The sequence below is a fragment of the Actinocorallia herbida genome (assembly GCF_003751225.1).
GTDB lineage: Bacteria > Actinomycetota > Actinomycetes > Streptosporangiales > Streptosporangiaceae > Actinocorallia > Actinocorallia herbida.
In genome coordinates this window covers 6,534,454-6,554,231 of sequence record NZ_RJKE01000001.1, presented here as the reverse complement: position 1 = coordinate 6,554,231, position 19,778 = coordinate 6,534,454, and the positions used below count along the sequence as shown (strand labels likewise).

General features: G+C 72.6%; 21 protein-coding genes. 7 read left to right on the top strand and 14 right to left on the bottom strand.

Annotated features, from left to right (window positions below):
* The first annotated feature begins 23 nt into the window (after window positions 1–23).
* Both EDD29_RS29875 and EDD29_RS29870 read left to right on the top strand, forming a co-directional pair.
* Window positions 24–935 (top strand): carbohydrate ABC transporter permease, encoded by a 912-nt coding sequence (locus tag EDD29_RS29875; protein WP_123667648.1) that lies wholly within the window; start codon window positions 24–26, stop codon window positions 933–935.
* A gap of 9 nt (window positions 936–944) precedes the next feature.
* A complete protein-coding gene (locus tag EDD29_RS29870) occupies window positions 945–1,889 on the top strand; it encodes a carbohydrate ABC transporter permease (protein WP_123667647.1) in 945 nt (314 codons plus the stop codon).
* Between the two features lie 99 nt (window positions 1,890–1,988).
* On the opposite strand, the gene EDD29_RS29865 is transcribed toward EDD29_RS29870, so the two are convergent.
* From EDD29_RS29865 to lnt, 5 genes are all read right to left on the bottom strand, one after another.
* Window positions 1,989–2,414 carry a hypothetical protein gene (locus tag EDD29_RS29865; protein ID WP_123667646.1) on the bottom strand — a complete coding sequence of 142 codons (426 nt, stop codon included), beginning with the start codon at window positions 2,412–2,414 and terminating at the stop codon, window positions 1,989–1,991.
* A complete protein-coding gene (locus EDD29_RS29860; protein WP_123667645.1) occupies window positions 2,411–3,856 on the bottom strand; it encodes a PrsW family intramembrane metalloprotease in 1,446 nt (481 codons plus the stop codon). Before EDD29_RS29860 ends, EDD29_RS29865 begins: the two co-directional genes overlap by 4 nt.
* A gap of 130 nt (window positions 3,857–3,986) precedes the next feature.
* Window positions 3,987–4,433, bottom strand: coding sequence for a hypothetical protein (locus EDD29_RS29855; protein ID WP_148086139.1), 447 nt, complete (start codon window positions 4,431–4,433; stop codon window positions 3,987–3,989).
* A 110-nt stretch (window positions 4,434–4,543) separates the two neighbouring features.
* Window positions 4,544–5,257, bottom strand: coding sequence for a polyprenol monophosphomannose synthase (locus tag EDD29_RS29850; RefSeq protein WP_123667643.1), 714 nt, complete (start codon window positions 5,255–5,257; stop codon window positions 4,544–4,546).
* Window positions 5,254–6,882, bottom strand: coding sequence for an apolipoprotein N-acyltransferase (gene lnt / locus EDD29_RS29845; RefSeq protein WP_246053076.1), 1,629 nt, complete (start codon window positions 6,880–6,882; stop codon window positions 5,254–5,256). Before lnt ends, EDD29_RS29850 begins: the two co-directional genes overlap by 4 nt.
* A 242-nt stretch (window positions 6,883–7,124) precedes the next feature.
* On the opposite strand from lnt, the gene EDD29_RS29840 reads away from it, so the two are divergent.
* Window positions 7,125–7,673: an FxsA family protein gene (locus EDD29_RS29840; RefSeq protein WP_123667642.1), complete on the top strand. Its 549-nt coding sequence runs from the start codon at window positions 7,125–7,127 to the stop codon at window positions 7,671–7,673.
* A 110-nt stretch (window positions 7,674–7,783) separates the two neighbouring features.
* Here the strand turns inward: EDD29_RS29840 and EDD29_RS29835 are convergent, their stop codons facing one another.
* The 7 genes from EDD29_RS29835 to EDD29_RS29805 all read right to left on the bottom strand — a co-directional run bounded on the left by EDD29_RS29835 (window position 7,784) and on the right by EDD29_RS29805 (window position 13,083).
* The gene (locus EDD29_RS29835; RefSeq protein ID WP_123667641.1) at window positions 7,784–8,128 is read right to left on the bottom strand and encodes an RNA polymerase-binding protein RbpA; all 345 of its coding nucleotides are present in this window, start codon (window positions 8,126–8,128) and stop codon (window positions 7,784–7,786) included.
* 94 nt (window positions 8,129–8,222) lie between these two features.
* Window positions 8,223–8,999: a glycerophosphodiester phosphodiesterase family protein gene (locus EDD29_RS29830; protein ID WP_123667640.1), complete on the bottom strand. Its 777-nt coding sequence runs from the start codon at window positions 8,997–8,999 to the stop codon at window positions 8,223–8,225.
* 75 nt (window positions 9,000–9,074) lie between these two features.
* Window positions 9,075–9,614: a TrmH family RNA methyltransferase gene (locus EDD29_RS29825; RefSeq protein ID WP_123667639.1), complete on the bottom strand. Its 540-nt coding sequence runs from the start codon at window positions 9,612–9,614 to the stop codon at window positions 9,075–9,077.
* Complete coding sequence (locus EDD29_RS29820) at window positions 9,601–10,206, bottom strand: class I SAM-dependent methyltransferase (RefSeq protein WP_123667638.1); 606 nt, start codon at window positions 10,204–10,206, stop codon at window positions 9,601–9,603. The genes EDD29_RS29825 and EDD29_RS29820 overlap by 14 nt, the downstream gene beginning before the upstream one ends.
* Window positions 10,207–10,259: 53 nt before the next feature.
* Window positions 10,260–11,207, bottom strand: coding sequence for a VWA domain-containing protein (locus tag EDD29_RS29815; RefSeq protein WP_123667637.1), 948 nt, complete (start codon window positions 11,205–11,207; stop codon window positions 10,260–10,262).
* On the bottom strand, window positions 11,204–12,085 hold the full coding sequence (locus EDD29_RS29810) for a DUF58 domain-containing protein (RefSeq protein WP_123667636.1): 882 nt from the start codon (window positions 12,083–12,085) through the stop codon (window positions 11,204–11,206). Before EDD29_RS29810 ends, EDD29_RS29815 begins: the two co-directional genes overlap by 4 nt.
* Complete coding sequence (locus EDD29_RS29805) at window positions 12,085–13,083, bottom strand: AAA family ATPase (RefSeq protein WP_246053075.1); 999 nt, start codon at window positions 13,081–13,083, stop codon at window positions 12,085–12,087. Before EDD29_RS29805 ends, EDD29_RS29810 begins: the two co-directional genes overlap by 1 nt.
* A 119-nt stretch (window positions 13,084–13,202) precedes the next feature.
* Here EDD29_RS29805 and EDD29_RS29800 point away from each other — a divergent pair, with 119 nt between their 5' ends.
* A complete protein-coding gene (locus EDD29_RS29800) occupies window positions 13,203–13,982 on the top strand; it encodes a hypothetical protein (RefSeq protein WP_123667635.1) in 780 nt (259 codons plus the stop codon).
* 126 nt (window positions 13,983–14,108) lie between these two features.
* Entirely contained in the window at window positions 14,109–15,584 is a 1,476-nt protein-coding gene (gene glpK, locus EDD29_RS29795) for a glycerol kinase GlpK (protein WP_281280957.1), read from the top strand.
* Between the two features lie 33 nt (window positions 15,585–15,617).
* Here glpK and EDD29_RS29790 read toward each other — a convergent pair whose 3' ends face one another.
* Window positions 15,618–16,406 carry a CPBP family intramembrane glutamic endopeptidase gene (locus EDD29_RS29790; protein WP_123670755.1) on the bottom strand — a complete coding sequence of 263 codons (789 nt, stop codon included), beginning with the start codon at window positions 16,404–16,406 and terminating at the stop codon, window positions 15,618–15,620.
* Window positions 16,407–16,523: 117 nt separating this feature from the next.
* On the opposite strand from EDD29_RS29790, the gene EDD29_RS29785 reads away from it, so the two are divergent.
* The gene (locus tag EDD29_RS29785) at window positions 16,524–17,363 is read left to right on the top strand and encodes a DUF4253 domain-containing protein (protein WP_123667634.1); all 840 of its coding nucleotides are present in this window, start codon (window positions 16,524–16,526) and stop codon (window positions 17,361–17,363) included.
* 177 nt (window positions 17,364–17,540) lie between these two features.
* Here the strand turns inward: EDD29_RS29785 and EDD29_RS29780 are convergent, their stop codons facing one another.
* Window positions 17,541–18,506: a pirin family protein gene (locus EDD29_RS29780; RefSeq protein WP_123667633.1), complete on the bottom strand. Its 966-nt coding sequence runs from the start codon at window positions 18,504–18,506 to the stop codon at window positions 17,541–17,543.
* Between the two features lie 154 nt (window positions 18,507–18,660).
* Here EDD29_RS29780 and EDD29_RS29775 point away from each other — a divergent pair, with 154 nt between their 5' ends.
* Window positions 18,661–19,752, top strand: coding sequence for a hypothetical protein (locus EDD29_RS29775; RefSeq protein ID WP_123667632.1), 1,092 nt, complete (start codon window positions 18,661–18,663; stop codon window positions 19,750–19,752).
* Window positions 19,753–19,778 lie beyond the last annotated feature (26 nt).

Here is a 19,778-nt window from a genome sequence, read left to right as displayed (position 1 = left end):
GCCCAGATTCCGGAGAACCAGCCATGCGGCAGGGTAGATATCCCTTCATCATCGGGTTCCTCGCGATCCCGGTGGTCCTGTACGCCGTCTTCGTGATCGGCCCGTACGTCCAGGCCTTCCAGATCGCGCTCACGAAGTGGAACGGCTACAAGGCGCCCGAGTACGTCGGACTGAAGAACTTCCGAGACCTCTTCGAGGACGAGGCGTTCACCTCGGCGCTCTGGCACCACCTGTGGATCCTCATCACCCTGCCGCTGGCGACCCTCGTCATCGCGCTGTTCTTCTCGTTCCTGCTGAACGTCGGCGGGGGCGCGGGCAAGAGCGGCACGATGCGGGGGGTCCGGTTCTCCGGCTTCTACAAGGTGATCTTCTTCCTGCCGCAGGTGCTGGCGGTGGCGATCCTCGGCGTGCTGTTCCAGGCCGTCTACCGGCCGAACGAGAGCGGCATGCTCAACGGCCTGCTCGCCAAGGTCGGGGTCGCCCCCGTCCAGTTCCTCAACGACCCGAAGCTCGCCCTGTGGTCGATCATCGGCGTCGTCGTCTGGCAGGGCGTCGGCTTCTACGTCGTCCTGTTCTCCGCCGGGATGTCCTCCATCCCCAAGGACGTGTTCGAGGCCGCGGCCATCGACGGCGCGGGCAGGTTCACCCTCTTCTTCCGGGTGACGCTCCCGCTGCTGTGGGACACCCTCCAGGTCGGCTGGATCTACCTCGGGATCGCGGCGTTCGACATGTTCGCCATCGTGCAGGTCCTGTCGGTCGACCAGGGCGGCCCCGACAACTCCACCACCGTGGTGGCGCTGGAGATCTACCGCCAGGTCTTCCGCTACTCCGAGCTCGGCTACGCCTCGGCCATGGGCGTCGTCCTGTTCTTCATGACCCTGACCTTCGCGGCGCTCACCCTGCGCGTCACCCGCCGCGAACGCATCGAGTTCTAAGGCCGGCCGATGAAGACCAACGCAGAGACCACGAGCACCGATCTGCCCGCCCTGCCCGCGGACGCGCAGCCCGTTCGGAAGGGCGCCGCTTCCGGCCCGGGCGGAGGCAAGCCCGCCGCCAAGGTGGCGTCCGGGGTGTTCTCCGGGCTGTCCCATGTCGCCCTGGCGGTCTGGGCGCTGCTGGTGATCGTCCCGATCGTGTGGACGTTCGTCGCGGCGTTCAAGACCAACGCCGAGATCTTCGGCGACGCCTGGACGCTGCCGGCCTCCTGGCACTTCGACGCCTGGGGCCGCGCCTGGAGCGACGCGAACATCGGCCGCTACCTGCTGAACAGCGTGTTCGTCGTGACCATCAGCACGTTCCTGACGATGCTGCTCGGCGCGATGGCCGCCTACGTCCTCGCGCGGTACGAGTTCCGCGGCAGCAAGCTCATCTACTTCATGTTCGTGTCCGGGATGATGTTCCCGGTCTTCCTCGCCCTGGTCCCGCTGTTCAAGGTCGTGCAGAACCTGCACGTGCACAACACCTACCAGGGCCTCATCCTCGTGTACGTCGCCTACTCGCTGCCGTTCACCGTGTTCTTCCTGACCGCGTTCTTCCGGACCCTGCCGACGTCGGTGGCCGAGGCCGCCTTCATCGACGGCGCGGGCCACATGCGCACGTTCTTCCAGATCATGATGCCGATGGCCCGCCCCGGCCTCGTCTCCATCACGATCTTCAACGTGATCGGCCAGTGGAACCAGTACCTGCTCCCGATCATCATCGTCCCCGCCGACCAGGACAAATGGGTCCTCCCGCAGGCCATCGCCACCATCAGCACCTCGGCCGGCTACCGCCAGGACTGGCCCGCCCTGATGGCCGCCCTCAGCATGGCCATCATCCCGGTGATCATCGTCTACATCATCTTCCAGCGCCAGATCCAGGCCGGCCTCACCGCCGGCGCCGTCAAGTAGCCCTGACGACGACCGCTCCTTCGCGGCCCCGTGCCCCCGGACAGGACGGCATGGGGCCGCCGCCTCGGGCCGATGACCGGGCACGTCATCACCGGCGGCTCAGAGCACCGGTGGCTGCTGCGACGCCGCGAGTGCCGCGCCATGGGCCCGCCCGACGGAACCGACTTGGGCGGGGTCCGACCTTCGCAGGACGAACAGCGTCGCGAGCGCGAGCACACTCGGGCCGGCCAGCATGGCGGCGAGCCAAGGCTGGTCGTTGATGCCGACGATGACGGCTCCCGTGAGCATGCCGACGGCGATGAGGAAGCCCGTGATCAGACCCGCCATGTAGAGGCGGTGGGTCCTCTGCTCCGACTCGCGGCGCGCGCCGAGCCTGAGCTCCTCCATCCGGTACTCATGCGCGCGGACGTCCCTGGTCTCGACGGCCCGGACGGCGATCCTCAGATGGCCGACGGGCAACTCCGCCCACTGCTTGGCGATGTCGAACCACTCGTCCGGCCGGGGCTCATCCGGTGTCCGGTTCATCTGGCGGCCCCATGGTCGTGCGGCGTCGGGTCGGGTGAAGAATCGGCGGTGTCCTCCGATGGCGGAGGGCCGAGGTCGAGGAAGAACCGGGAGACGTCGGCGGCGAAGGCCGTTGCGGACTCGGCGGAGAGCGCCTGGGCAGGGCCTTCGGCGGTGCTCTGCGCCGAAGGCGCGTCACGCGGCGTCGCCCGCTCCTGCCGAAGAGGAGCCTCGGGCCGCTGGACGCGTCCTTCGATGGGCCACCGGGATCCGACCGGCAGGGGTTCTTTCAGACCTGATGGTCCCCAGGGTGGGGTGACGGGTTGCCGGCCGGGTCTGCTGAGGAGTAGTGCTTGGCGGGCGACGGCCATGAGGTTGAGCAGTTGGGTGCGGCGGGTGGTGAAGAAGTCGGTTTCGATGACTCCGGCGTCCAGGCGTTTGTGGAGCAGGACGAGTTCGGTGGCGCCCAGTTGGTAGTCCGACATGGCGCGGGCTGCGCCTTTGCCGCCGACTTTTCTGGCCCAGCGGCGGGCGTCGCGGCGGCGCTGGATGTGGCCGAGCATGACGATGTCCTGTGGTGAGACCAGGCCGGTCGGGACGTAGGCGGGCAGGTGCCTGCCGATCTGGTGCACCAGCGCGCGGCGTTCGAAGAAGACCAGTGTCAGCAGTACCAGCAGCAGGCAGAAGTCCAGCACGTACACGACCGCGAGGCCCCTGACCCCGTAGGCCGCCGCGCCGTTCCACAGCGCGTGCAGCAGGATCGCTCCCGCCAGCCCCGCCATGACGGCCGGGATCCGCCCGCGCCGGTGGTTGGCCGCCCACGCCACGCCCAGGCCCGTCATCGCGGTGAACAGGGGGTGGCCGAGGGGGGAGATCAGCCCCCGGAGGATGAACACGGCCTCCAGACGGCCCTGGCCCCCGGCGTCGATGGCCTGCATGTAGTAGGAGATGTTCTCCATCATCGCGAAGCCGAGCGCGACCATCGCGGCGTAGACGATCCCGTCGGTGATCCCATCGATCTCGTTGCGCCGGAACCACAGCAGCACGAACAGGACCGCGCCCTTCAACGACTCCTCGATGACCGGAGCGCCCACCGTCGCGGTCCACACCAGGCCCTTGTCGTCGCCGAAGAAAGACACGGAGGCGAAGCTGTAGCCCAAGGTGTTCAAGATCAGCCCACCGACCGCCGCCGCGCCCGCGCCCCACAGGAACGCGGACACCAGGCCTCTGACGGGCTTGGGTTCGAGTCTGTCGAGCAGCAGGACCGCCGACAGCAGGATCGGCACCGGCAGCAGGGCCAGCGCGAGCCCGACGAAGAAGGTGCCTCCATCGCCGAGGAAGGCGAAGACCGCGAGCGCGGCGAGGGCGCAGGTCGAGGTGACGACCATCCCGACGATCAACTTCAGCGAAGGACGGCCGGGGGTCCGGCCGTCCAGGATCGCCTGGGGATCGAGCGTCGTCATCCTGCTCATGGTAGGACGCCGTTCGAGGGCGAATCAGAGCCATTCATGAATTTCGCGATTTAGCCGGTTTCGGGCAATATCAAGCCGATGTTTCGGCTCATGGGAAAGGGCCTGCGGCCTCTTCCCCGGATCAGGGGCGGGAGATGCGGTGGTGGGCGAAGGCGCGGATGGACTGGAGGTCCTCGCGGTAGGTGGGGGAGTCGGAGCGGGGGGCGGGGAGGCGGTAGGCGGAGCCGTCCTTGAGGTGGAGGGCGGGGACGTGGAGGACGCCTGAGGCCTGGGCATAGGAGCCCTCGCCGAAGCCGGAGACCGTGGGCCAGGCGGCGGAGCGGGCGCGGAACATGCGGGAGGAGACGCCCTCGGCGTCGAGACGCAGGTACATGCGGCGCAGCAGCCGGTGGAGGAAGGCGGTGAAGGCCGCGCCGATGAGGAGCATGATCCCGAGCGTCGCCACCGATCCGTCGACGACGGCGAAGAGCAGGCCGACCCCTGCGCAGAGCTCGACGGGCAGGAGCACCGGCTTCCAGAACTGCTTGCCGGTCAGGCGGAATTCGAGGGACGAGGGGACTTCGGTCACGGTGATCACTCCGGAGAAGGAGGCGCTTTTCCGGAGGATCGCACGGGAAAGGAAGGCGTGTCGCCGCCTCCCGGAGGAGACGGGACGGTGCTCCCAGAAAGGGGGGACGGTCAGCGGCCGAAGCGCGAGCGGATGCCCCAGGCGGTGACGCGGAGCATGGACTCCGCGATCACCGAGCTGTTCATCTTGCTGGAGCCGTGCACCCGGTCGACGAAGGTGATCGGGACCTCGGCCACGCGCAGGCCCGCCCGGTGGGCGCGCAGCGCGAGATCGACCTGGAAGCAGTAGCCGCGCGAGTCGACGTCCTCCAGGTCCAGCTTCTCCAGGGTCTCGCGGCGGAAGGCGCGGTAGCCGCCCGTGGCGTCGTGCAGGGGCATGCCGAGCATGAGGCGGGCGTAGGTGTTGGCGCTCCGGGAGAGGATCTCGCGGCGCTTCGGCCAGTTCTCGACCTCGCCGCCGGGCACCCAGCGGGCGCCGATCACCAGGTCGGCCTCTTCCAGCGCCTCCAGCAGCCGGGGGAGCTGCTCGGGCTGGTGGGAGCCGTCGGCGTCCATCTCGACCATGATGTCGTAGCCGTGCTCGATCGCCCACCGGAAACCGGCGAGGTAGGCGGCGCCCAGGCCGTTCTTGGCCGTGCGGTGCAGCACGTGGACGTGGTCGTCGGCCGCGGCGAGCTCGTCGGCGAGGAGGCCGGTGCCGTCGGGGCTGTCGTCGTCGACCACCAGCAGGTCGGCGCCGGGCACCGCGGCCCGGACCCGCGCGGTGATCAGGGGGAGGTTGTCCCGCTCGTTGTACGTCGGAATGATCACGACGATCGCGTTCATGCTGCCTCTCCGGGGCCTGTTCTCGAGGCCCGCCTCCGCGCGGTGAGCGCCAGGCCCACCCCGGCGACGCCGACCAGAGCGAGCAGCCATTCGGGCAGCCCGCCGAGGCGGTCACTGATGGTAACCGAGGTGCGGAGCGGCACGGAGGCCACCTGCACATCGGGGGTGAATTCGCGGGACCGGTCGATCAGGGTGCCGTCGGGGGCGACGATCGCGCTGATCCCGCTGGTGGCCGCGACGAGCACCGTCCGGTCGTGCTCGACGGCCCGCAGCCGCGACATGGCGAGCTGCTGCCACGGCAGGCTGGTGTGCCCGTAGGTGGCGTTGTTGGTCTGGACGACGAGGATCCGAGCCTCGGCCGCGTCCCGGACGATCCCGTCGTAGGCGACCTCGAAGCAGATGACGTCCCCGACGGGGACGCCGTCCATGACCAGGGTGTTGTCCTGGGTGCCCCGCGCGAAGTCCCGGGGGACCCGGTCGAGCCGAGAGATGATCTTCGTGAGCACGCCGCGGAAGGGGATGTACTCCCCGAACGGGACGGGGTGCCGCTTGGTGTAGTACTCGCCGGGGCCGGTCTCGGGGTCCCAGGCGATCCCCCGGTTCTCGACCATGGTCCCGTCGGGGGTCGAGGTGAGCGCCCCGACCAGGACGGGGGCGCCGACCTCCTTGACGACGGCGTCGATCAGCGCGCGGGCCTCGGGGTCGTTGTAGGGGTCGAGGTCGCTCGCGTTCTCCGGCCAGACGACGAGGTCGGGCTGGGGCACCTCGCCCGCCTTGACCTGCGCGGCGAGCTCCCGGGTGCGCGCGATGTGGTTGTTGAGCACCGCCTGGCGCTGGCCGAGGAAGTCCATGCCGGACCGCGGCACGTTCCCCTGGATCACGGCCACGGTCGCGCTCTCGCCCGCCGCGGTGCCGGAACCGCCGGTGCCGCCCGAGCCGGTCGGCACCCCGAGGCCGACCAGCGGGACGGCCAGGGCCCCGGCGACGGCCAGGGCGGCCGTCCGCAGGCCCTTGGCCGCCGCGGCGAGGACCGCGAAGGCGAGCAGGGTCCCGGTGAGGGCCGTGGCGAAGGAGACGAGGGGGGCGCCGCCGAGCGCGGCGAACGCGGTGTAGGGGGTGTCGGTCTGGGAGAACGCCAGCCGGGCCCAGGGGAAGCCGCCGAGCGGCACCCGGCCGCGCACCAGCTCCTGGGCGACCCACAGTCCGGCCACCCAGAGCGGCCACAGGCGGGTCTTGGAGACGTAGGCCATCGCCGCGCCCATGGGCGCGAAGTAGAGCGCCTCGGTGAGGCTCAGCCCCAGCCAGACGTCGGTGCCGATGGGCCGAAGGCCCGGCAGGACCGGGACGAAGAAGAAGAGGCCGCACACCAGGCCGCCCAGCGCGCCCGCCCAGGGGCGCAGGCCCCGCAGCGCCAGCGCCAGGAGCGCCACGCCGACGGGGGCGAGCGGCCAGATGCCGGTGGCGCCGCCCTCATCGGGGCCGAGGACATTGGGCGGGAAGGCGAGGTACATGATCAGGCCGGCGGCCGCGCACAGCGCGATCCGCGGCGCCCGTCGCGGCCCGCCTGCGGCCTGCGGCTCGCGGGGGGCCTCTCGGGACTCGGCCGTCACCGTCTCCTGCGTCACACCATCTCCAGCGTTCCCGGCGCGCCCCGTCGCATGAAAGGTACCGGCAAAGGACGCGGGCCCGGACATCCGTCGGGCCGGACGCGTCCCCACAGGCAGTGGAGGCGGTGTCCGTTGTCTATAGGATGCCCGAGCCCGTCGGGTCCGGTCTGGACCAGACGGCTCAAACTACCGGAATCCATTGCCCTGTCAAACATGAACCAGCAGTTCGGACACCGCACATCATCGGGGATGATGAAGACATGTGGCCGCTGCTTCTTCCGCTTCTGTTCGTCCTCCTGCCGATCATCGAGATCTATGTGATCATCCAGGTCGGCCAGGCGATCGGCGGCTGGTGGACCCTTCTGCTGCTGGTGGCCGAGACCCTTCTCGGCCTCTGGTTCGTCAAGCGCGAGGGCAAGCGCGCGTGGTCGAGCCTCAACGCCACGCTCGCCCAGGGCCGCATGCCGGACCGGGAGCTCGCCGACGGGTTCCTCATCCTCGCGGGCGGCGTCCTGCTGATCGTCCCGGGCTTCGTCACCGACGTCTTCGGGTTCCTGTGCGTCCTGCCCTTCACCCGTCCGCTGGTCCGCAGGGTCCTCATGGTCTGGGCCGAGCGCCGCGCCGCCAGGATCGGCCCGGTGGCGGGCTTTCCCGGCGGGCCGGTGTTCCCCGGTCAGGGTGACGTGATCCGCGGCGAGGTGGTCGACGAGGAGGACGACGGGCCGGGCCAGGGCCCCGTCCAGGGGCAGATCCTGCGCGGCGACGTCCTGCGCGACGACGAGGGCGACGCCGGCTCGGGGCGGCGCTGAACCGGACGGAGCCGCACAGGTCCGGGCGGAGCGCGGAGAAGGCCCGCACCGGGGACTCCGGTACGGGCCTTCCATGATGTCGCGGCTCTTGTCGGTGTTGCTCTGACGGGCTATGCGGTCTTGCGCCGTCCCGCGCGAAGGATCTCCAAGCGCTCGGCGAGGACCTCCTCCAGATCCTCGATCGACCTGCGCTCGAGGAGCATGTCCCAGTGGGTGCGCGGCGGCTTACCCTTTTTGGCGACCGGCACCTCTCCGTCCATCAGGAGGGCGGGGACACCGCAGTTGCGGCAGTCCCAGGTCATCGGCACCTCTACCTCGGCGGCAAGGGTGACGGTGAACTGGTGGCCCTTCGGGCAGGTGTACGACACCTCCTGGCGTGGTGCCAGATCGGTGTTCCGGTCGTTCTCATAGCTCGTCGCCCCGAGCCGGGTGCCGCGAAGTGCGCGCTCTGCCATCGAAAAACGCCTCCCAGACGGCTAGCGGTCCTGCTGTGACCAACGCTGGATACCGCTACAAGATTCCCGCTGGCGGCCTTTCCAACCCTGCCTGTTACGCTCCCGCCCCGCTCCAGAGGCCGCGTCCGGCCATGACCTCCCGCAACGCCTCCAGATCGTCGGTCATGATCCCGTCCACGCCGCTGTCCAGGAGCCTGCCCATCGCGGTCCGGTCGTTGACCGTCCAGGCGTGCACGGCGAGCCCGACGGCATGGGCCTGGGCGACGAACGAGGCGGTCGCGAACGGCAGCGGGCCGAGCACGTGGGGGATCTGGGCGCAGGCGACGCCCTCGGCGGCGATCCGGGCGGCCCGGCCGCCCAGCCGGACCGCGGCGACCCCGCCGGGGCCGAGCGCGGTGCACACGGGCTCGCGGGTGAGCGGCGCGGCCTGGGCCCGCGCGCGGGCGAGGCGGCGGGTGGAGAAGGAGGTGATGCAGACCCGGTCCCAGGCGCCGGTGCGGTGCAGGACGCGGATCAGCGGGGTGATCGCGGGCCGGTCCTTGATGTCGATGTTGAAGCGGACCGCGGGGAAGGCCGCGAGGACGTCCTCCAGCAGGGGGATCGGCTCGGTGCCGTGGATCCGGGCGCGGGCGACGCGCCGGTAGGGCAGTCGCGCGATCTTGCCGGGCTCGCCGGTGACCCGGGTGAGGTCGGCGTCGTGGAAGGCCAGGAGAGCGCCGTCGGCGGTGGCCTGGACGTCGGTCTCGATGTACCGGTAGCCGAGGTCCACCGCGCGCTGGAAGGCCGCCATCGTGTTCTCGGGCGCGCCGAGCGCCCCGCCGCGGTGGGCGAACGCGATGGGGCCGTCGTGGTCGAGGAAGGCGTAGCGCATCTCGCCTCCAGTATGACCCGGCCTTACTACGTCAAGGCGGTCGCCCGGGTAGTGCGGCGAGTCACGGGGACCGCGCTACCCGGCCCATTCGCGGCGGCGGATCTCCGAGAGCGCGACGGCCGTGGCCACCGCGACGTTCAGCGAGCCGACCCGGCCGACCTGCGGGATATAGGCGACGGCGTCGGCCGCGGCGAGCAGGCCGGGGGAGCAGCCGTGGTCCTCGCCCCCGACGGCCAGGCACACGTTCCCGGTGAGGTCGGCCTCGTGCAGGGGGCTCGCGTCGCCCGTCAGCTCCAGCGCGACGATCCTGAACCCGGCCGCGCGGGCCTTCTTGACGGCGTCGCCGACCGTGCCCGCGTGCTCCCAGGGGACGAGCCGGTCGGTGCCGAGCGCGGTCTTCTGCGCGTTCGGGTGGGTGGGCTCGGTGGCGTTGCCCGCCAGCCACAGGTGCTCGACGCCGAACACCGCGGCGGTGCGGAAGATCGAGCCGATGTTGAACGGCTGCGTCACCGACTCCACGAGCAGGCCCAGCCGCCCCTCGGTGGCCCGCCGCCAGGTGCGGTTGAGCCGTTTGACGTCGGTCGCGCGGAGCTGCCGGCGTTCAGGGGTGTTCACGGGCCTGGACCTCCAGGATGCGGTAGGACGAACGGGACGCGAGCCGGGAGGTCGCCAGCCCGGACTCGGTGAGCCAGCGCTGGAGGGAGTCGCTCCCGAGGTGCTTCTGGACGACCAGGTAGGCCCGGCCGTCCGGGGCGAGCCGGGACAGCCACGTCTCCAGGAGCTCGTGCAGGGCGGCCTTGCCGATCCGGATCGGCGGGTTCGACCAGATCACCGCGAAGCGCAGTTCGGGATCGAGCGCCTCGGGCTCGGTGAAGGACACGTTGGCCAGGCCGGCCGCGGCGGCGTTCCGCCCGGCCAGCTCCAGGGCCCGCCGGTTGACGTCGACGCCGTGGACGGTCGCGCCGGGGGCGCGCGCGGCGAGGGTGAGCGCGATCGGCCCGTACCCGCAGCCGACGTCCAGGAGGTGCCCCTCCTGGGGCGGCGGGGGCACCGAGTCGAGCAGGATCCGGGTGCCCGCGTCGACGCGGTCGGGGGAGAACATGCCCCGGTCGGTCTCCAGGCGCAGGTGCAGATCGCGCAGCACCAGGTCGACGGCGGCCGGCCGGCTGGCGGCGCCCGGTTCGGCCGAGAAGTAATGATCCCCCACGGCCGTCAAGCCTAGTGGCGGCGCGGGGCCCGCCCGACCGGCCGGGCCCGTCGTCAGGGCAGGCGGGAGTACCAGGTGAGGGACAGCGCGCCGCCCGCGAGCGCCAGCAGCGCGGCGAGCGCGGTGAACCAGGAGGAGATGTCGCGGCTCTCGGGCCGCCAGCCGAGCGAGGTGCCGATGCTCTCGTAGACCTCCGAGAGCTGGGCGGAGTCCTCGGCCTCGTAGGCGTGCCCGTCGGTCTGCGTCGCCAGCGCCCGCAGGGTCGCCTTGTTGACGTCGACGGTCGTCGTCTCGCCCTCGATCGTCACCGTGCCGTAGGGGGTGCCGAACGCGATCGTGGAGACCGGGATGCTCGCCGCCCGGGAGGCGTTGACGGCCGAGGCGACCGACCGCCCGTAGGTGTTGTCGCCGTCGGACAGCAGGACGATGTGGGCGGGCGGCGGGTCCGAGCCGTTGCCCGCGTCGAAGGTCTTGATCGCGGTGATCGAGGCGAAGACCGCCTCGCCGATCGCGGTCCGCCGCTCCAGGCCGATGTTGTCGATCGCGCTGAGCGCCGCGACCCGGTTCGCGGTCGGCGACGCCACCACGTTGGCGGTGCCGGCGAACGAGACGACCCCGACGTTGAACCGCTGGGGCAGCGCCTCGATGAACGCCTTGGCCGACGCCTTGGCGGCCTCGAACCGGGACGGGGCCACGTCGGTGGCCTGCATCGACAGGGACACGTCGATCGCGACCATGATCGTCGCGCGTTCGCGGGGCACCTTCACCGTGGCGGCGGGCTGGGCGGCGCCGACGACCAGGACCGTCAGCAGGGTGAGGAACATCCCCGCGAGCAGGTGCTTGCGCCAGGCGGGGTTGCGCGGCGCGACCGTGCGCAGGGTGGGCAGGTTGGTGAACCGGACGGCCTGGCGGGAGCCGCGGCGCAGCATCATCAGGTAGGCCAGCAGCATCGCCGGGACCAGTGGGAGGAGCAGCAGCCACCAGGGGGACATGAAGCTCATGCGCGGCCCCCCAGCCTGCGCCGCCGCAGGGCGAACCTGGCGATGTCGGTCACCCAGTCGCGGTCGGTGCGCAGCACGAGGTGGCTCGCCCCGGCGCGGCGCAGCGCGGCCGCGGTGGCGGCGCGCTGGGCGGCGGCGGCCCGCCGGTAGTCGTCGGCGACGCGGGCGTTCAGCAGGAACTCCTGAACGGCGCCGGTCTCGGGGTCGGCGAACTCGATCATCCCGGTCGCGGGCAGTTCCAGCTCGCGGGGGTCGATGATCTCGACCGCGAGGACCTGGTGCCGCGCGGCCATCCGGCGCAGCGGCCGCTCCCAGTCCGGCGGGTCGAGGAAGTCGCTGATCACCACGCGCAGGCCGCGGCGGCGCTGGCCCCGGTCGAGCGCGGTGATCGCGTCGGCGAGGGTGAGCGGGCCCGGCTCGCTCGGCGCCTCCTCGACCTCGCGGAGCAGCGCGTACAGGCGGCTGCGGCCCGTCCTCGCGGGTCTGCGGCGCAGCGTGGGACCGGTCATCAGGTAGGCGCCGACCCGGTCGCCGAGGCGGGTCGCGGTGAACCCCACGGCGGCGAGGGCGGCGACGGCCAGGTCGCGTTTCAGGAGGTCGGTGGTGCCGTAGTCCATGCTCGGGGTGAGGTCGACCAGTGCCCACGCCTCGAGCTCGTGGTCGGCGATCACGTCGCGCACGTGCGGGACCGCGGTCCTGGCGGTGACCGACCAGTCCATGTGCCGGACGTCGTCCTCGCCCGGCTGGTAGGCGCGCGCCTCGGCGAGTTCGCTGCCCGGGCCCGGAAGGAGGCCGAGGTGCTCGCCGCCGAGCATCCCGTCGAGGCGGCCGGTCACCCTCAGTTCCAGCCGCCGGAGCCTGTCCTCGGGGATCCGCATCAGACCGCGCCGTGGTTCCACATGACCCGCGGCGGCGGCACGCAGGCCAGGACGCGGGCGACGAGCTCGCCGGGCGACACCCCGTCGGCGATCGCGTCGAAGGTCAGCACGAGGCGGTGCACCAGGACGTCGCGGGCCACGTCGTGGACGTCCTCGGGCAGCACGAAGTCGCGGCCGCGCAGCAGCGCAAGGGCGCGCGCGGAGGAGACGAGGCCGAGGGTCGCGCGAGGGCTCGCGCCGAACTCGATCAGCGGCGCGAGGTCGGGCATCCGGTAGGCCTCGGGCTGCCGGGTCGCCATGACGAGCCGGACGACGTAGTCGGCGACGAGTTCGTGCACCGACACCCGGGCGGCGGCCTTCTGGAGGTCCAGGAGGGTCTCCGGGTCGAGGACCCGCTCTGCCACGGGAGGGTCGACGCTCATCCGGCGCAGGATCGCCATCTCGTCGGCCGCGTCGGGGTAGGAGACGTTGATCCGCATGAGGAACCTGTCGCGCTGGGCCTCCGGCAGCGGGTAGACGCCCTCGGACTCGATCGGGTTCTGGGTCGCCAGCACGATGAACGGGCGCGGCAGGGGATAGGTCTTGCCCGCGAGGGACACCTGGCGCTCGGCCATGACCTCCAGCAGGGCCGACTGGACCTTGGCGGGGGCGCGGTTGATCTCGTCGGCGAGGATGAAGTTGGCGAAGACCGGGCCGAGCTCCACGTCGAACGCCTCGCTGGACGGCCGGTAGATGCGGGTGCCGACGATGTCGGAGGGCACGAGGTCGGGCGTGAACTGGATGCGGGCGAACGAGCCGCCGGTCACCTGGGCGAGGGAGGAGACGGCGAGGGTCTTGGCCACGCCGGGCACGCCTTCGACGAGGCAGTGGCCGCCCGCGAGGAGCGCGACGATGAGCCGCTCGACCATGTGCTCCTGGCCGACGATGACCTTCTTCACCTCCGAGAGCGCGCGCTCCAGCAGCGCGGACGCCTCTTTGGTCCCTGCGGTGACGGTCAACCCAGCCCCTTCGCCCCGAAATCCAACAGCTCGACTGACAAGTCCGACCCTACGTGAACTACCCGGTGCCCCGCCGACGACACAGGTGATCGCCCCGGTGTCGCAGTAGGGTCGTGGTCATGACAGCGCCGCCGCCGTCCCCGCCGTCACCCGGCCCCTACCGGCTGACGGGCGCGCTCCGCCAGACGCCCGCCGGATACGTGTTCGGCGCGGTCGACGGCATGGGCAGGGCCGTGCAGGTGGTGCTGCTGAGCAAGGGCGCGGCCGGGGACGCCGCGGCCCGGGACCGCTTCGCCGCGGCCGTGCGCGGGGAGAAGGGCAGGCTGCTGTCTTACGACGTCGCCAATCCCGGCCCTTGGGCGGTCGGAGAGGGCGACCTGAGCGGGCTGCTGGACTCGGTCGCGCTGCGCGAGCGCGGCGGCGGCCCTCCTCTGGCCCACCACTGGGTCGGTGCGGAGGAGCCCGCCTACCCCGTCACCGAGTCGGGCGCCACTCCGCGGGGGTCCGGCGGCCCGTACCTGGTCTTCCCCCGCTACACCGCCTCCGGCGCCAAGGGAGGCGCGGGCGGGGCGGGCGGCGGCACGCCGCGCCGGGACACGCTGCTCTTCGGCGGCACGCCCGGCCCCGGCGGGAACACCGGGCCCTGGGGGACGATCCTGGCGGCCGTCGCCGTGATCATCATGCTCCTGCTGATCCTCGGCGCGGTGATCTGGCTGTGGCGCTCCCAGCCCGAGGAGCTGCCGCCGGAACCGGTCGAGACGATCACCACCCCGACCCCGTCCCCGGGCCAGACCGGCTCGCCGCGCCCCACCCCGTCGCCCACCGGGACGAACTCCCCGACCCCCGGCGAGGACGGCAGCCCCGGCCAGGGCGACCCCACCGACGACAATCCCCTCTGACCGACGCCTCGCGACGGCGGTCGGAGCGTCCCCCCGTGACGGGCGGCGGGGTTTCCGCGAAGATGTCGGGACCGCCGACCACCGCGGCGGGGACGGCAGTGGGCAGCAGGGACCAGGAGGCAGCCGGTGTACGTGGCCGCGATCGACCAGGGGACGACTTCCAGCAGGTGCATGGTCTTCGACTCCGCGGGCACGGTCGTCGGCGACGCCCGGCGCGAGTTCGCGCAGCTCTTCCCCAGGCCGGGCTGGGTCGAGCACGACCCGGCCGAGATCTGGGCGTCGGTCCAGGCGTGCGTGGCCGAGGCGCTGGACCGGGCCGGGCTGGTCCCGGGCGATCTCGCCGCGGCCGGGATCACCAACCAGCGCGAGACGACCGTCGTCTGGGACGCGCGCACGGGCGAGCCCGTGCACAACGCGATCGTCTGGCAGGACACCCGCACCGACCGGCTGTGCAAGGAGCTGGCCGGCGAGGACGGCCCCGAGCGCTTCGCCGCCTCGTGCGGGCTGCCCCTGGCCACGTACTTCGCCGGTCCGAAGCTGCTGTGGCTGCTGCGCGAGGTCCCCGGTCTGCGCGCGCGGGCCGAGCGCGGCGAGGTGCTGTTCGGCACGGTCGACTCGTGGCTGATCTGGAACCTCACCGGACGGCACGTCACCGACGTCACCAACGCCTCCCGCACGATGCTCATGGACCTGAAGACCCTCGACTGGGATCCGGCGACCCTTGAGGCGTTCGGTATCCCCGAGGCGGTCCTGCCCGAGATCCGTTCGTCCGCGGAGGTCTACGGGACGGGCAGGGGAGTCCTGGAAGGGGTGCCGATCGCGTCGGCGCTGGGCGACCAGCAGGCCGCCCTGTTCGGCCAGTGCTGCTTCGCGCCCGGCGACGCCAAGAACACCTACGGCACGGGAAGCTTCCTCCTGCTCAACACCGGCGAGCGGCCCGTGGCGTCGCAGCACGGCCTGCTCACCACGGTCGGCTACCGGATCGGCGACGCCCCGGCCGTCTACGCGCTGGAGGGCTCGGTCGCGATCACCGGGGCGCTCGTGCAGTGGCTGCGCGACAACCTCGGCGTGATCTCCTCCTCCGCCGAGATCGAGGAACTCGCCGGATCCGTCGAGGACAACGGCGGCTGCTACTTCGTGCCCGCGTTCTCCGGCCTGTTCGCGCCGTACTGGCGGTCCGACGCGCGCGGCGCGATCGTCGGGCTCACCCGGTTCGTGCACAAGGGGCACCTCGCCCGCGCGGTGCTGGAGGCGACGGCCTGGCAGACCCGCGAGATCGTCGACGCGATGAACCGGGACTCCGGCTACGCCCTCACCGAGCTGAAGACCGACGGCGGCATGGTCGTCAACGACCTGCTCATGCAGATCCAGGCCGACGTGCTGGGCGTCCCCGTCGTCCGCCCGCGGATCAACGAGACGACCGCGCTCGGCGCCGCCTACGCCGCGGGCCTAGCCACCGGCGTCTGGCACGGCGAGGCCGAACTCGCCGCCCAGTGGAAGGCCGACCGCCGCTGGACCCCGGACATGCCCGAGGACAAGCGCGAACGCGAATACGCCCAGTGGCTCAAGGCCGTCACCCGCACCTTCGACTGGACCGACTGACCCCCGCCCGCCCCGTCGGAGCGGGGTGGGCGGTCAGGCGCCCGGGAGCCAGGAGGCCTTTCCGGCGAGGGCGACCCAGCCGACGAAGGCCACGATGTCGATCAGGGCGTGCGCGACGAGCAGGGGCATCACGCGGCCCCAGCGGCGGTACAGGAACGCGAAGATCAGGCCCATGACGAAGTTGCCGACGAACCCGCCGAGGCCCTGGTAGAGGTGGTAGCTCCCGCGGACGGCGGCGCTCGTCAGGTCGGCCTTCCAGCGGGACCAGCCGAGCTGGTCGAGCCGGTGCAGGAGGTAGCCGAGGACCAGAACCTCTTCCAGTACCGCGTTCTCGATGGCCGAGAGCACCAGCACCGGGACCCGCCACCACACGTCCCCGAGCGTCGTCGGCACGATCGTCAGGTTCGCGCCGACGGCGTTCGCGACCAGGTACAGCGCGAGGCCCGAGCCGCCGATGGCCGCCGCGACGCCCGCGCCGCGCAGCAGGTCGAGCCCGCGCGGCACCCACGTGACGCCGAGGGTCCGGCCCATCGGCTCGGCCGAGCGCGCCATGAGGTGCGCGACCAGCGCGACCGGCACGAGCGCGGCGGCGATGCCGTACAACTGCCAGGACAGGCCCAGCCAGGGCCGTCCGGCGTAACGGTCGGTGACGAGCGAGGCGGTCTGCTCGGCGAGTTCCTTCTCCGCGGTGAGCGAGCCGGTGAAGGAGATCAGCGCGGCGAGCGCCGACGCGCCGAGCGACAGGGCGAAGACCAGCCAGATCTCGTGGGTGAGGGTCCTGCGGTCGGGCAGAAGGGCGGGCGGCTTGGTCTCGGCGGTCACGGCACCGATCGTCGCACGCTTCGCCTGCGGGAGCCGCACGGGGCGGCCGGGTGGCAGTAGAGTCCTGGAATGCGCCAAGATCCGGCATAGGTCTGCCTAAATCGAAAGTGGTCGAGCATGGACGATCCCCGGCCCGGCAGGGCGCTGCCGGCGGGTGTCTACCGGCTGTTCGCCGACGGCGGCAACGGCCGCACGCTGAACGTGCCGCTGCCCGAAGGGGCGGTGGTGTGGCCCGACAGGTCCTACCGCCGCGACCATCCGGTGACGCGCCCCGCGTTCTGGCTGAGCGACGCGCCGGTCACCGCCGACGTCTGGCGGAGCCTGGCCGCCGAGCACCCGTACTCGGGCCTGTGGCCGCTGCTCCTGGACGAGACGGCGCAGCCGTGGGCCGCCGGGCAGATCGCGCCCGAGCCCGAGACGGAGATCGACGTCTACGAGCCCGCCCAGTTCATGGCCGAGGTCTGGCAGGACATGATCGAGCCGCGGCTGCGCTACGGCGACGACTTCGAGGACCTCGCCCCGTTCGGCAAGTTCTGCCCCGGCCTGGCCGCCCCCGGAGAGCCGATGGCCGAGCCGCACGAGGCCGCGGACTGGCTCGCCGGGCGGCTCGCCGACGGCCGCAGCACCCTCCTCGGACTGGTCGCCGCCACGCGCAGCGCCGACTCCCTGGCCGTCATGGGCTGGCAGGGCGCGCTCAACCACAACCCGTGGACCGCGCCGATGGCCGCGGTCGCGCGCGGCTGGGAGGACCGCTTCGGCGCCCGGCTCGTCCGGGTCGGGTTCAACACGATGGACTTCAGCGTCGCCGCGCCGCCGCGGGACGCCGAGCACGCCGTGCACGTGGCCGCCGAGCACTGGGCGTTCTGCCCGGACGTCGTCGTGCAGGGCGCGGGCACCCTGGAGGGCTACGCCGCGGAACTGGTGGGCCGCAACGCCTGGTCCTTCTGGTGGGACTGACCGTCACGACGGCCTGGGCGTCCGCGATCCGGCGGTCGGCCGCCGCTCGGGCGGGCACCTCGAAGGGGTCCATCGGGGCGGTCGGCGCGTGGAGCCGTACCTCGCCGCCCCGCGCCACCTCGCGCTGACCCTGACGCCCCTCGCGGAGCCGGTCGGCGCGGGGGCCTGACGGGGGCGTCAGCGCTCGCGGCCGCGGGCCTTGAGGGGGACGGTCGGCAGGGCCGGGGCCGGGACGCGGTCGCCCGCGTAGCCGTGCACGACGCCGAGGGAGTCGCCGGTCATCCAGGCGTCGCGGGCCGCGGCGATCTCCGCGCCGGTGCGGCCGACGAAGTTCCACCACATCACCAGCTTCTCCTCGAACGGGACACCGCCCAGCAGCAGGAAGCGGGTCGTCGAGCCCGCCTCGACCGGCAGTTCGTCGCGGCCGCAGCCGAGGTAGAGGAGGCGGCCGACGGGCGCGTCGGCGCCGTCGATCCGCACGTCGCCGGTCATGGTGAGGACCGCGTACTCGAAGTCGAACTCCAGCGGCAGCCGCGCCTCGCCGCCCGCCTCGACGGTGACGTCGGCCCCGGTGATCGGGGTGAACACCTCGCCCGGCGAGATCGCGCCGTCCAGCTCGCCGAGGAACACCGTCGCTCGCAGGCCCGGCGCGGTGACCACGGGCAGGTCGGTGTGGTGGCCGAACGCGGGGGCCTTGTGCCGCGCGGAGTCCGGCAGCGCCGTCCACAGCTGGGCGCCGTGCAGGATCGGCCGGTGCGGGACCGGGGACTCCTCGGAGTGCGCGATGCCCCGCCCGGACGTCATCAGGCCGAGTTCGCCGGGCCGGATCGTCGCGAGGCTGCCGAGGCTGTCGCGGTGCAGGACATCGCCGGCGTGCAGCCAGCTGACGGTCTGGAGGCCGATGTGCGGGTGCGGCGGCACCTGCATGCCCGGCTCGTTCGCGATGTCGTCGGGGCCGTAGTGGTCGAGGAAGCACCACGCGCCGACCATGCGGCGGCCGAACGAGGGGAGCAGCCGCCGGACCGCCGTGCCGGCGCCCAGCACGACCTCCTTCATCGGCAGCAGCTCGCGGACCGGCGTCGCCTTCACGTCGGCGGTGCCGCCGGTGCTGACGGGCTCGGGCGCGGTCTCGAGATTGCTCATGGGATCACCGTACTCGGCCGGGAGCGCCCGCCCGCGAGATCGTCCGGAGTGATCGGGATTGCCCCGTCCACCGCAGGGGATACCCTCTTCGCCGCAGGTCGGCCGGGGGGCCACCCCATCCCGGCCGGGGTGGAGCGACAGCGAGGAGCGGGCGATGGAGGCGGAACACACCGGGGGCGCGGACCTCCGGCGGGAGGTCGCCGACCTCTGGCGGCTCGGCTCCCGCATCACCCGCCCGGTCCGCGATCTCGGCAGGGACGTCACCGTCGCCGCCGCGCGCACCGGCCTGGAGCGAGCCCTGGATCTGCCCTCGGTGCGCGCGCCCGTCGAGCGGGCCGCGCAGGCCGCGGCGCAGCGCCTCGCCGTCGCCGTCGCCGAGCAGGCCGCGGGGCAGCTCGCCACCGCCGCGGGCGCCAACGCCGTCACCGGGGCCGCCTACGGGGTCACCGCGACCGCGCTGGCCGTCGCCGGGCAGGCCGCGGGGCACCCGCTGTCGAAGGCCGCGCGCCGCCTCGCGCTGCGCAATCCGCTGACCCGCGCGACCGCCTCCACCTGGGTCGGGATCACCGAGCGGGCCGCGGGCAGCGCGCTCGCCAGGACCGCGGTGGACGCCGCGCTCGACTCCGTCACCGACGTGGTCGCCGACGTCGTCATGGACGTGGTGATCGAGGTCGGGCCGGAACTCGCGCTCGAGGTCGCCGAGAGCGTCGCGCGGCACGCGGCGGGGGAGGTCGCCGCCCGGCTCGTCGAGGCGGGGGTGCTGCCCGCCTCGGCCGTCGGCTGGGCCGGTGAGGTGGCGCGCAGCGAACCCGTCCGGGTGGTCGTGGAGTTCGCCGGGTCCGCGGGCCTGGCCGACCTGGCCGGGCGCGGCGCCTACGGCGCGGCCTCCTGGGCCGCGGGCACCGAGCTGGGCCGCGCGCTGACCGAGATGGCCGAGGAGGTCGCCCGCACGACCTTGCGCGAGCGGATGAAGGACAGCGCCCGCGAGTCGGTCCGCCTCGCCTGGACGGGCGCCGTCGGCGTCCTGCGCGGCGACCCCGTCCCCGCCACCGGGCCGGTCACCCGCGCCACCCGCAAGATCACCGAACTCGTCGTCCGCGGCCCCGCGGGCGAGGCGGCCGCCGCCATCGCCGTCCGCGTCACCCTTCGCACGGCCCCCGCCGCCGTCCCCCGCCTGGCCGCCAGCGCGGCCAGGAGCAGCACCCAGCGGGCCCTGCGCCTCCTCGGCCCGGCCGGCGACCGCTGAGCCGCGCCGAGGACCGTGCGGCGGCC

What these genes read in the sequence shown, in the direction of transcription:
- EDD29_RS29785 (WP_123667634.1), top strand. Translation starts at nt 16,524, where the DNA reads ATGGACGATCCCCGGCCCGGCAGGGCGCTGCCGGCGGGTGTCTACCGG.
- EDD29_RS29810 (WP_123667636.1), bottom strand. Translation starts at nt 12,085, where the DNA reads ATGCGGATCCCCGAGGACAGGCTCCGGCGGCTGGAACTGAGGGTGACC.
- EDD29_RS29830 (WP_123667640.1), bottom strand. Translation starts at nt 8,999, where the DNA reads ATGCGCTACGCCTTCCTCGACCACGACGGCCCCATCGCGTTCGCCCAC.
- EDD29_RS29835 (WP_123667641.1), bottom strand. Translation starts at nt 8,128, where the DNA reads ATGGCAGAGCGCGCACTTCGCGGCACCCGGCTCGGGGCGACGAGCTAT.
- EDD29_RS29875 (WP_123667648.1), top strand. Translation starts at nt 24, where the DNA reads ATGCGGCAGGGTAGATATCCCTTCATCATCGGGTTCCTCGCGATCCCG.
- EDD29_RS29870 (WP_123667647.1), top strand. Translation starts at nt 945, where the DNA reads ATGAAGACCAACGCAGAGACCACGAGCACCGATCTGCCCGCCCTGCCC.
- EDD29_RS29860 (WP_123667645.1), bottom strand. Translation starts at nt 3,856, where the DNA reads ATGACGACGCTCGATCCCCAGGCGATCCTGGACGGCCGGACCCCCGGC.
- EDD29_RS29850 (WP_123667643.1), bottom strand. Translation starts at nt 5,257, where the DNA reads ATGAACGCGATCGTCGTGATCATTCCGACGTACAACGAGCGGGACAAC.
- EDD29_RS29775 (WP_123667632.1), top strand. Translation starts at nt 18,661, where the DNA reads ATGGAGGCGGAACACACCGGGGGCGCGGACCTCCGGCGGGAGGTCGCC.
- EDD29_RS29815 (WP_123667637.1), bottom strand. Translation starts at nt 11,207, where the DNA reads ATGAGCTTCATGTCCCCCTGGTGGCTGCTGCTCCTCCCACTGGTCCCG.
- EDD29_RS29865 (WP_123667646.1), bottom strand. Translation starts at nt 2,414, where the DNA reads ATGAACCGGACACCGGATGAGCCCCGGCCGGACGAGTGGTTCGACATC.
- EDD29_RS29800 (WP_123667635.1), top strand. Translation starts at nt 13,203, where the DNA reads ATGACAGCGCCGCCGCCGTCCCCGCCGTCACCCGGCCCCTACCGGCTG.
- EDD29_RS29780 (WP_123667633.1), bottom strand. Translation starts at nt 18,506, where the DNA reads ATGAGCAATCTCGAGACCGCGCCCGAGCCCGTCAGCACCGGCGGCACC.
- EDD29_RS29840 (WP_123667642.1), top strand. Translation starts at nt 7,125, where the DNA reads ATGTGGCCGCTGCTTCTTCCGCTTCTGTTCGTCCTCCTGCCGATCATC.